Source organism: Pseudomonas sp. TE3895 (assembly GCF_056278855.1).
This window is the reverse complement of sequence record NZ_JBWBQE010000001.1, coordinates 1,224,821-1,236,028: the sequence shown is the minus strand read 5'-3', so window position 1 is coordinate 1,236,028 and position 11,208 is coordinate 1,224,821. Positions and strand designations below refer to the sequence as shown.

Annotated in this window: 8 protein-coding genes; 1 reads left to right on the top strand and 7 read right to left on the bottom strand. The window is 61.1% G+C overall.

The window, feature by feature from the left end:
- Entirely contained in the window at nt 1-585 is a 585-nt protein-coding gene (locus ACZ889_RS05470; RefSeq protein WP_371921791.1) for an RHS repeat-associated core domain-containing protein, read from the bottom strand.
- A gap of 231 nt (nt 586-816) precedes the next feature.
- On the bottom strand, nt 817-1,917 hold the full coding sequence (gene gbcB, locus ACZ889_RS05465) for a glycine-betaine demethylase subunit GbcB (protein ID WP_110744753.1): 1,101 nt from the start codon (nt 1,915-1,917) through the stop codon (nt 817-819).
- Nucleotides 1,918-2,212: 295 nt separating this feature from the next.
- On the opposite strand from gbcB, the gene gbcA reads away from it, so the two are divergent.
- Complete coding sequence (gbcA, locus tag ACZ889_RS05460; RefSeq protein WP_003255692.1) at nt 2,213-3,505, top strand: glycine-betaine demethylase subunit GbcA; 1,293 nt, start codon at nt 2,213-2,215, stop codon at nt 3,503-3,505.
- A 62-nt stretch (nt 3,506-3,567) separates the two neighbouring features.
- On the opposite strand, the gene ACZ889_RS05455 is transcribed toward gbcA, so the two are convergent.
- The 5 genes from ACZ889_RS05455 to dgcA all read right to left on the bottom strand — a co-directional run bounded on the left by ACZ889_RS05455 (nt 3,568) and on the right by dgcA (nt 11,195).
- A complete protein-coding gene (locus tag ACZ889_RS05455) occupies nt 3,568-4,344 on the bottom strand; it encodes an RHS repeat-associated core domain-containing protein (protein ID WP_476257225.1) in 777 nt (258 codons plus the stop codon).
- Between the two features lie 646 nt (nt 4,345-4,990).
- A complete protein-coding gene (etfB, locus tag ACZ889_RS05450; protein ID WP_010951675.1) occupies nt 4,991-5,761 on the bottom strand; it encodes an electron transfer flavoprotein subunit beta in 771 nt (256 codons plus the stop codon).
- A gap of 10 nt (nt 5,762-5,771) precedes the next feature.
- Nucleotides 5,772-7,004 carry an electron transfer flavoprotein subunit alpha gene (gene etfA / locus ACZ889_RS05445; protein ID WP_180688975.1) on the bottom strand — a complete coding sequence of 411 codons (1,233 nt, stop codon included), beginning with the start codon at nt 7,002-7,004 and terminating at the stop codon, nt 5,772-5,774.
- Nucleotides 7,004-8,956, bottom strand: a complete 1,953-nt coding sequence (gene dgcB, locus ACZ889_RS05440; protein ID WP_004575952.1) for a dimethylglycine demethylation protein DgcB — start codon at nt 8,954-8,956, stop codon at nt 7,004-7,006. Before dgcB ends, etfA begins: the two co-directional genes overlap by 1 nt.
- A gap of 178 nt (nt 8,957-9,134) precedes the next feature.
- Nucleotides 9,135-11,195 carry a dimethylglycine demethylation protein DgcA gene (gene dgcA / locus ACZ889_RS05435; protein ID WP_003255697.1) on the bottom strand — a complete coding sequence of 687 codons (2,061 nt, stop codon included), beginning with the start codon at nt 11,193-11,195 and terminating at the stop codon, nt 9,135-9,137.
- Nucleotides 11,196-11,208 lie beyond the last annotated feature (13 nt).

The window sequence follows — 11,208 nt, the reverse complement described above, 5'->3', positions numbered from 1 at the left end:
CTAAAAGGCACTGCTATGCCGCCTTGATGAGTGCCCCTCTCGAACTTGCGTGACCTGCGACACAGGAGGGGCACTATTGACATGCGAGAGCCCATTGGGCGGTAGGATCCCCGCTATCATGGGCCTGACTTTATGCATGACAAAATAGTCAACAGCCTTACGGCCAAAGAAGAAGCCGATATCAACTGTCGCGCTTCCCATTTTTACAGCAAAGCTTGCCGCGTTGACCCAGTTAGCACCCGGCACTCCCGCCGCAACCATCACTACGCCGACCTTCTTTACCCACTTGTTCCTATCGTCTAGCCGCTTCAGCCCCTTAAGATTGGACATAGACGCTTTGACACGTTTTCCAAGCCAAACAGTGTTCGCAATGACCTTGGGGACGCTGTATTGGCCAGTGGGGTCCACTCGGTTGACAGGATTCCCATGGCAGTAAGCGTATGCATTGATTCCTCCCCGCGAGAAGGGACTTAGCCGATCCGCGCTGAGAAATCGCATTAATGCTGGGCTGTACATACGCCTGCCTTTTCCGAGCAGATAATTACTGGTAGCGCTGTCACGCAGTTCAGCATTGAATGCGATCATGGCAGCGCCATTGTCATGAACTACACCATAAGGGCTATATGCGCAGACCCTACGGCCAGCATTGGGCAGGAATGAGCTGGATAAATGGAGATGCAATATTCCTTCGTCCACCATGCCCCCCCCTGTTTTGTAGAGCATATTCTATAGCCAACGGCCCCTCATGATTACTGACAGAAATGACAGGGCGCAAAGGGGTTAGCGAGGTACCTGTCGGGGCCCCGCTATCTGGAATCAGTAATCGATCCGCACATCCCCTTTCGGCACGCTGCAGCACGACAGGATGTAGCCCTCGGCTTCATCCTCTTCGGTAATGCCGCCGTTGTGCTCCATTTCTACTTCGCCGCCCAGTTTGAGCACCTTGCAGGTGCCGCAGATGCCCATGCCGCAAGCTTTGGGGATCATCAGGCCAACTTTGGCTGCAGCAGCATGCACGGTCTCGCCCGGGGCAACGCGGATGCTCTTCTCGCTGCCGATGAACTCCACCAGGTTGAGGTCGGAAACATCCAGCTCAGGTGCATCGGCTGCCTGCTCGGCGTGCTCCACCGCATCAGCCTTGGCCTCTGGAGGTGTGGCACCGAACGACTCCTCGTGATAGTTCTTCATGTCGAAGCCGACCGCTTCCAGCATGCGCTTGACCGCCGTCATGTACGGCGTCGGGCCACAGCAGAACACAACGCGCTCCATGTAGTCGGGCGCAATCAACTCCATCAGCCGCTGGTTCAGGTAACCGCGGTAACCCGCCCACGGCTCACCCAGCCCGTGCTTCTCGCAAATGATGTGCAGGCTGAAGTTGGGGATGCGCGACGCCATCTGTTCCAGCTCGCGGTGGTAAATGATGTCTTTCGGCGAACGGGCGCTGTGAACGAACACCATGTCGACGTTGGCATTGGTGTCGTAGAACCAGCGCGCCATCGACATTACCGGGGTAATACCGACACCGCCCGACAGGTACAGCACCTTGCCAGCAGGGAAGTCGATGGCGTTGAACAGCCCCACCGGGCCGTGCACCGGCAGCTCGGCGCCTTCGTGCATGGTGTCGTGGAGGAAGTTCGACACCAGGCCACCCGGCACACGCTTGACGGTGATCGAGAAGCTGTACGGCACCGATGGCGAGCTGGAAATGGTGTATGAACGCATTACCGGCTTGCCTTCGATCTCCAGCTCCAGGGTGACGAACTGCCCTGGTTTGAAGAAGAACAAGATTGGCTGGTCGGCCATGAAGCAGAAGGTGCGCACGTCCCAGGTCTCCTGGATGACCTTGACGCAGCGCACGATGTGGCGGCCGTTGGCCCAGGTCTGGGTAGTGACCGGATTGAGGAAGGTATCGGACATGTTCATCTCCAGCAGCCGACTATCGGGCTTTATATGGCTTGGATAATGCGCAAGCTGAGAGCGACGTACATTCCTGCCAGCGACATCGGCGTGCTTATCGCGACCAGCCCCGCGATACAAGGGCTGGCGCGTCGTTATTCAAATCGGCCATGTCGCCCATGGATACGGTTCGCGACGTCTTCGGACGCACACTCCACGGCAAAACAACATGCTGTTTTCTGACAAGCAGCCTTGCGGCACCACAACAACGATTAGCCACCTTTTGCCGGCCGCATACGGCCCCGAGGAATACACGATGGACGTCACCGCAACCCTGAGCCTGGGCGATCCACTGGAACCTGCACGCAAGGCCACCGCCGAGATGCTGCAGACCCGCGAGCGAACCTACTCGCTGCCCCAGCCTTTCTACACCGACGAGCGTCTGTTCCAGATCGACATGCAGGAGATCTTCCACAAAGAATGGCTGATCGCCGGCATGACCTGCGAGATCCCGGCGAAAGGCAACTACATCACCCTGCAGATCGGCAAGAACCCGATCATCGTTATCCGGGGTGCCGAAGGTAAGGTGCACGCCTTCCACAACGTCTGCCGTCACCGCGGTTCACGCCTGTGCGTCAGCGACAAAGGCAAGGTGGCCAAGCTGGTCTGCCACTACCACCAGTGGACCTACGAACTGGACGGTCGCCTGCTGTTCGCCGGTACCGAGATGGGCGCCGACTTCGACATGAAGGAATATGGCCTGAAGCCAGTGAACGTGAAGGTGGCCGGCGGCTACATCTTCATCAGCCTGGCGGAAAACCCGCCCGCCATCGACGAGTTCCTGGCCACGCTCGAGCACTACATGGAACCGTACGACATGGAGAACACCAAGGTGGCGGTGCAGACCACCTTGATGGAAAAGGCCAACTGGAAACTGGTGCTGGAAAACAACCGCGAGTGCTACCACTGCTCCGGTTCGCACCCGGAACTGCTGCAAACCCTGCTGGAATGGGACGACACCAACGACCCGCGTGCCAGCCAGGAATTCAAGGACCACGTGGCCGCCTCCGCCGCTGCCTGGGAAGCCGAGAAGATCCCTTACCTGCACAAGAGCCACGGCCTGCGTAACCGCATCGTGCGCATGCCGCTGCTCAAGGGCACCGTGTCGATGACCATGGACGGCAAGCAGGCCTGCCAGAAGCTGATGGGTCGCATCAAGAACCCGGACCTTGGCTCGATGCGCATCCTGCACCTGCCGCACTCGTGGAACCACTGCATGGGCGACCACATGATCGTGTTCACCGTGTGGCCGATCAGCGCCCAGGAAACCATGGTCACCACCAAGTGGCTGGTGCACAAGGATGCCGTGGAAGGCGTGGACTACAACCCCGAGAACATGCGCAAGGTGTGGGACGCCACCAACGACCAGGACCGCCGTCTGGCGGAAGAGAACCAGCGTGGGATCAACTCCACCGCGTACCAACCCGGCCCGTATTCGAAGACTTACGAGTTTGGTGTGGTGAACTTCATTGACTGGTACAGCGGGCGGATGCTCAACAACCTGGGAGCAGAGCCGGCGGCCTACCTGAAAGAAGTGCAGGCTCAGTAAACAAAAACGCCCTGCCGCAAAAAATGCACTTTGCGGCAGGGCGTAACCTCATAGCAGTTGGCTCACTGTGACTGACTACGCGGTCGCCGTATATCCAACGCTTGTGAAGGCGGCGAAGCACCCGCAATTCCCCGCAGCCGTATTCTTCCATTGATGTCATACACGACATTCTGATTCGAAGGGGTCACGGGTGGCCTACCAGTTGGAGTGACAACTTCCAGCACGAACTCGTGCGGCATTGGCGCCTCGGATAAGCCTCCTGTCATCAAATTCCAATTCGTCTTGATCTGATTCAATGGGCGGCTCCCCGGCCCAATCGCTGCGTTGATCGCTCGCGTGAGCGTTGCTGCAGCACTGATTGCCGTACCCACGTTCGCGCCAAAAATAGCGCTCGGCACCCCTGCGTACAATGCCGCGGAGCTTCCTAAGCTCAGTATGGAACCGAAGGTGCTCACTCGTGTGGCATTAAGGCCTATCCAGGTTTCAGGCGTAGGTCCGAGAAAGTTATAAGCAATCGTCGCTCCGTTCGACAGCATACCTAAACCACGCAGCAGCAAGCCCCCAACATCAAAACTATGGCCACTGGGATCGACTCGGTTAACCGGATCGCCAGCGCAATATGCATAACCGTTCAACCCCCCTGCCCCAAAAGGACTGAAGGAGTCTTGGGCTTGAAACCGCATCAATGCCGGATTGTAGGCACGATAACCGTTACCCAAGTGATAGCAACCCGTGAACGGGTCTCGCCGCTCGCCGTTGAACGCAAGTACACAAGCTCCGCGATGCGTTCGATAGCCATAGGGTGAGTATCCGTTGACAACTGCTGGCATGAGGGTCATGTGGATAACTCCTGGAATGGTTCTATGGAGGATATCCAGCCGCCGCGTACTCAAACACTGGCAATTCTGTCAGTGCCCACAGGTATCAATCGGATTCAAGCAGATGATCAATTTTTGATCAAAACAACGGAGCCCTTGTTTTTAAAGGGCTACAGTGCACTCCGTACAACTTGTCCACAGAGACACTAACAGACTTTGTGAGCAAAACACGGAGCCGACAACTGTAGTTCTGTGGATAAGCGGTTCAAAGCTCTGATAATCAAGAATTCGAGACTTCTGACCCACCTTGATCGTTTTTTAATCATTTCTTCGCAAGCCACGCCCTACGCGTACTCCAGCTAGTGCCCAACAGATTATCCACAGAGCAGCTAACAGCGATTGTGGGCAATACGAGCTGGAGGCATGCATATCCGTGCCTGACGAGCAGTGTGATGGGTCCGGCAGGGACTTATGCACAGATAGAATGTGCGTCTGGCAGATCGGGACGCCCTTGTGGAAGCGGGCTTGTCCCGTGGAGCAGGAGACCCAGTGCCTGGCACCGGCTGCGCCGGTGTTGGCGGGGCATGCCCGCCCGCACTCGGTCACTGGAAAATCAGTAATTTAGCGTTGCTCCAGGAGAACGCCTTGCCGGGGAGTGCATGAGCCTTTAGCGCAGCACGCCCTCTTCCACCAACAGCTTGAGGATCGCCTCAGCGCCTTCCTGCGGCGAAACGTCCTTCAGCACCTTGCCACCACCGCCACTGGCCTTGGCCGTCGCGGCCTTCATGCGGTCGGCGCCACTCTTGGCCTTGATCACCTTCAAGCGCTTGGGCCTTGGACGGGCCGGTTGCAACTCGGCTTCAGCCAACAGTTCATCTTCGACAATGGCCACATTACGCGCCGCCAATACCCCCCGGCGCGCAGGCCCAAAAGCGCTCTGGCGCGGCTTGGGCGCAGCGTTATCCACAGTCGCCAGCAATGGCAAACGCACCTTCAAGCGACGCCGCTGACCACGCGGCAAAGCCTGCAATACCTGCGCGGTGCCGTTGTCGATCGACTCCACCTCAGCCAGCCCGACAATCAGCGGCCAGCCGAGCTTTTCGGCCAGCAGGAACGGCAACATGCCCGAACCCTCGCCAGTCTCGGCCTGGCTGCCGGTCAGCACCAACTGGGCCCCGGCGTCGCGCAAATAATCGCCCAGCACGCCCAGCACATCGGCCCCGGCCGGTTGCTCCAGCACGTCGAGGTGGTCCAGGCCCATGCCCAGGTAAGCGCGCAAGGCCTCTTCCTGTGGATTGCCCGCATGCACCACCTGCAAGTTATCCCCAGCCAGCTGCAAACCCAGCTCCACGGCACGGGCATCCTGCTCGGCGCGGCGGGCGCGGCCAGAGCTGGGGTGGGCACCAATGGAAACCAGGCTGATCACTTTCGTACTCATGCTCGTGCCCTTATGCCGCGTCGCGCTGGCCGCCGCTGCGGTAGTTGTCCACAGCCTCGATCAGCGCCTTGAGAATCGCCGAGCTGTCGCCAATCACCGACAGGTCAGCCCGTTTGATCATGTCGCAGCCTGGATCCATATTGATCGCCACCACCTTGTCGCAGGCACCGATACCCTGCAGGTGCTGGATCGCGCCCGAGATACCCACAGCCACGTAGACACGCGCGGTAACCCAGGTGCCGGTAGCCCCCACCTGGCGGTTACGCGGCATGAAGCCGTCGTCCACCGCCACCCGCGAGGCACCTTCGGTAGCGCCGAGGGCTGCGGTGGCCTTGTGGTACAGGTCCCAGTCCTTGACACCGTTGCCGCCCGAAACGATGAACTCCGCTTCGGCCATGGCAATGGTGGCCGGGTCGACAGCCACCGAGCCAAGGTCTTCGATGCGCGGCAGGCTGCGTACCACGCTTGTGGACAACTCCACCGGCAGCGCTTCGTGACGGGTTTCGCTGACCGGCTCGGCGCACTCGGCCGCCGCCAGGATCAGGCGCGGCACGGTGCGTTGCAGGTCTTGCTGGCCGGCGCCGGCGCGGCCGATGCACTGGCCGTCCTTGACCTGCCATACCCGCGTTGCCGGGCGCTCGCCCAGCGCGGCGCCCAGGCGCCGACCCAGTTCGCCGCCACCGGTGCGGCTGTCAGGCAGCAGCCAGTGGCGCGGCGCGAACTGGTTATCCACAGCCCGCAGGCCTTGCACCAGTTGCTCCGGTGCATAACCTTCAAAGGCCTCGCCTTCGATAACCAGGAGGCGATCGACACCGGCTGTGGAAAAGTTGCTTTCCTTGTGCTCGTTGAACACCACGGCCAGCACCGCCCCGTCGCTGCCGGCCAGGCTGTGGGCCAGGCCAAGCAGGTCGCGGTCGTGGCTGCTCAGGCGGCCGCCAACCATGTCCGGCACAACGGCAATGTAGAACGCCGGCGCCGCCACCTGGTGCAGTGGCAACTTGACCTCGACTGCTGCCGTGCGCCGCCCGCCCGCGCCGGTGCCCTGCTGGGCGCCGCTGCGGTCGATACGCTTGATGCCGGCCGGGCCGACAAAGCCTGCGGCAATCGCATGTGGGTTCTTGCGGATGATGCCGTTAGGCCCCATCCAGCTGGTCTGCTGCGTCTGCATCGCGGCATGCAGCGGGTGCAGTCGGTTACGGGCGATCCACTCGGCGCGTGGGTCGCGGCGGATAATGTCGCTCATCAGTGCACCTCCGCAGGTTCACGTTTAGCCGTTTGCGGCTTTGGGACAGTGGATGCGTCCTCCTCGATCAGCACGTCGGCCACCAGTTCGGCCAAGTCCTTGATCTGTGGGCGCGGCTCGACCACGCCTTCAAGCATGGCGGTGCACTGCGGGCAACCCACGGCTACCAGCTCGGCCTCGGTCTCACGAATGTCGTCCATGCGCATATCGGGAATACGCTGCTTGCCAGGGATGTCAGTGATCGGCGCACCGCCACCACCACCGCAGCAACGGGAACGGAAGCCCGAGCGTTGCATCTCGCGCACCTCAATACCCAGCGCCTTGAGCACTTCGCGCGGGGCTTCGTACTCGCCGTTGTAGCGGCCCAGGTAGCACGGATCGTGGTAGGTGACGCTGCCGCCCTTGTGTTGGCCCAGGTTGAGCTTCTTGGCCGCGATCAGTTCGGCGATGTAGGTGCTGTGGTGCTGCACCTGGTAGTCACCGCCCAGGGCGCCGTATTCGTTCTTCAGCACATGGAAGCTGTGCGGATCGCAGGTGACGATGCGCTGGAACTTGTACTTGGCCAAGGTCTGGATGTTGCGCTTGGCCAGTTGCTGGAAGGTCGCCTCATCGCCCAGACGACGCGCCACGTCGCCGCTGTCGCGCTCTTCCAGGCCGAGTACGGCGAAGTCCACACCCGAGGCTTTCAATACTTTGACAAACGAACGCAAAGTGCGTTGGTTACGCATGTCGAAGGCACCATCACCGACCCAGAACAACACTTCGGTCGCTTTCACTTCAGACAGCAGCCGCAGATTAAGGTCGGCAGCCCAGTTCATGCGCCCGCCGGGGGCGAAGCCGCCGGGGTTGTCGGTGGCGATCAGGTTGTCCAGCACCTCGGCGCCCTTGTTCGGGGTTGCGCCCTTTTCCAGGGTGAGGTGGCGGCGCATGTCGACGATGGCATCGACGTGCTCGATCATCATCGGGCACTCCTCGACGCAGGCACGGCAGGTGGTGCAGGACCACAGCGTTTCGGCGTCGACCAGGCCATTGACGATCGGCTGGTGTGGATTGCCACCGTGTTCGCCGATTGGTTTGCCAGGGTATGGGCTACCGGCAAATTGCGCGTCAGTGCCACCGGCAAGGCCGATGACCATGTCCTGGATGAGTTTTTTCGGGTTCAGCGGCTGGCCAGCGGCAAAGGCCGGGCACATGGCTTCACATTTACCGCACTGCACGCAGGCATCGAAGCCCAGCAGCTGGTTCCAGGTGAAGTCCACCGGCTTTTCCACGCCAAGGGGTGCGTTCGGGTCTTCCAGGTCCAACGGCTTGAGGCCGGTGGAGCGGCCGCCGCCGAAGCGATCGGCACGGCGGTGCCAGGCCAGGTGCAAGGCACCGGCGAAGGCGTGCTTCATCGGGCCGCCCCAGGTCATGCCAAAGAACAGCTCCGACACACCCCACAGCACGCCCAGGCCCAGAACGGCGACCATCACCCAACCACCCGTGTTGGCCGGCAGGATACCGGCGACCGGCAGGGTGGCAATGAAGAAGCTCACGGCGAACGCCAGCAAACTCTTCGGCAGGCGCATCCACGGGCCCTTGGACAGACGAGAGGGCGGGTTCAGGCGGCGTTTGAAGACAAAGATGGCACCGGTGAACATGATCACCGTGGCTACCAGCAGTGCATAGCCGAGGATCTTGCTCTGCAGGCCAAAACCATGCACCAGAATGGCCAGCACAGCAGACAGCACAAAGCCGCCCGCAGTGGCCACGTGGGTCTTGGACATGTATTTGTCGCGCTCAACCACATGGTGCAGGTCCACCAGGTAGCGGCGCGGCATGGCCAGCAGGCCGCCGATCAGGTTGACCTTGGACGGCCGGCCACGGCGCCACATGCGCACCCGGCGCAAGGCACCGAGCACTGCCAGGCCAAGGGCAGCGAACAGCAGGATGGGTAGAAGGGTGTTCAACATGGGAGACTCCCACAAACAGCTGGATTCTTGCGCCGACCAGAGGGCGGGACTGGCCCCATGTAGGAGCAGGCTCACCCGCGAATGCGTCCGGTCAGGCAACAGTGTTGTCAGTGCTGACGCATTCGCGGGTAAACCCGCTCCTACAGGGATCGCGCCCGATGGCGGCGACTGTTAACGATCAGAAGTCCTTGCACAGGCGCAAGGCGTCGTAGATCGCCGCATGCACGTTGCGCTGGGCCACGCAGTCGCCGATGCGGTACAGCAGGTAGCCTTCGCCCGGCTGGCTCAGGATCGGCTGTGGCTTGATGGCGAACAGCGCCTCCACGTCGATCTGGCCCTTGTTGCGCGAACCTTCCTTGAGCGCGTAGTACAGCTCTTCGTCAGGGCGCACGCCGTTTTCAACCACGACTTGATCGACCACGCGCTCTTCCTTGGCGCCGGTGTATTCGTTCTCCAGTACCGCCACCAGCTTGTCGCCTTCGCGGTAGACCTTTTCCAGCATCATGTCGCCGGTCATGATCACTTCTTTGGGGTACATGCTGCGGTAGTAGGTGGGGAAGGTGGTACCGCCCATGGCCACGCCTGGCTTGATGTCGTCGGTTACGATCTCGACCTGGCTGCCCTTGTCGGCGATGAAGTCGGCGACCGACATACCGGTGAATTCGCAGATGGTGTCGTACACCAGCACGTTCTTGCCCGGCGCTACCTTGCCATCGAGCACATCCCAGCTGCTGACCACCAGCCCTTCAGCAGCGCCCCAGTGCTCGTTCTGCTCCAGGAACGAGTGCCCACCTACGGCCAGCACGATGACGTCCGGGCGCAGGTCCTGGATGGCGGCCACATCAGCGGCAGTGCCCAGGCGCAAGTCGACTTTCAGGCGAGCCAGCTCAAGCTGGTACCAGCGGGTGATACCGGCAATCTGGTCACGCTGCGGGGCCTTGGCGGCAATGGTGATCTGCCCGCCAATCTGGTCCCTCTTCTCGAACAGGGTCACGTCGTGGCCGCGTTCAGCAGCCACGCGGGCCGCTTCCATGCCGGCAGGGCCTGCGCCAACCACCACCACCTTGCGCTTGACGCCGGTGGTCTTCTCGATGATGTGCGGCACACCCATGTACTCACGGGAGGTCGCGGCGTTCTGGATGCACAGCACATCCAGGCCTTGGTACTGGCGGTCGATGCAGTAGTTGGCACCGACGCACTGCTTGATCTGGTCGATCTGGCCCATCTTGATCTTGGCGATCAGGTGCGGGTCGGCCATGTGCGCACGGGTCATGCCGACCATGTCCACGTAGCCGCCTTCAAGGATGCGCGTGGCCTGGTTCGGGTCTTTGATGTTCTGCGCATGCAGCACCGGGACCTTGACCACTTCCTTGATACCGGCTGCCAGGTGCAGGAACGGCTCCGGCGGGTAGCTCATGTTGGGGATGACGTTGGCCAGGGTGTTGTGGGTATCGCAACCCGAGCCGACCACGCCGATGAAGTCGAGCATGCCGGTGGCGTCGTAGTAGGCAGCGATCTGCTTCATGTCCTCGTGGCTGAGGCCATCAGGGTGGAACTCGTCACCACAGATACGCATGCCCACGCAGAAGTCGTCACCCACTTCGGCGCGCACAGCTTTCAGTACTTCCAGGCCGAATTTCATGCGGCCTTCAAAGGTACCGCCCCATTCGTCGGTACGTTTGTTGACCCGTGGGCTCCAGAACTGGTCGATCATGTGCTGGTGCACTGCCGACAGCTCCACGCCGTCCAGGCCGCCCTCTTTGGCACGCCGCGCAGCCTGCGCGTAGTTGCCGATCACCCGCCAGATCTCTTCCACCTCGATGGTTTTGCAGGTGGCGCGGTGCACGGGTTCGCGAATGCCCGATGGCGACATCAGCGTCGGCCAGTTGAAGCCGTCCCAGCGCGAGCGGCGGCCCATGTGGGTAATCTGGATCATGATCTTGGCGCCATGCTTGTGCATGGCGTCGGCAAGGTTCTGGAAGTGCGGGATGATGCGGTCGGTCGACAAGTTGACCGATGCCCACCATTCCTGCGGGCTGTCGATGGCAACCACCGACGAGCCGCCACAGATGGCCAGGCCGATGCCGCCCTTGGCCTTCTCTTCGTAGTACTTCACATAGCGGTCGGTCGTCATGCCGCCGTCAGTGGCGTAGACCTCGGCGTGCGCGGTGCTGAGCACACGGTTGCGGATGGTCAGTTTGCCGATCTGGATCGGCTGGAACATTGCTTCGAATGCCATGACGCTATCTCCG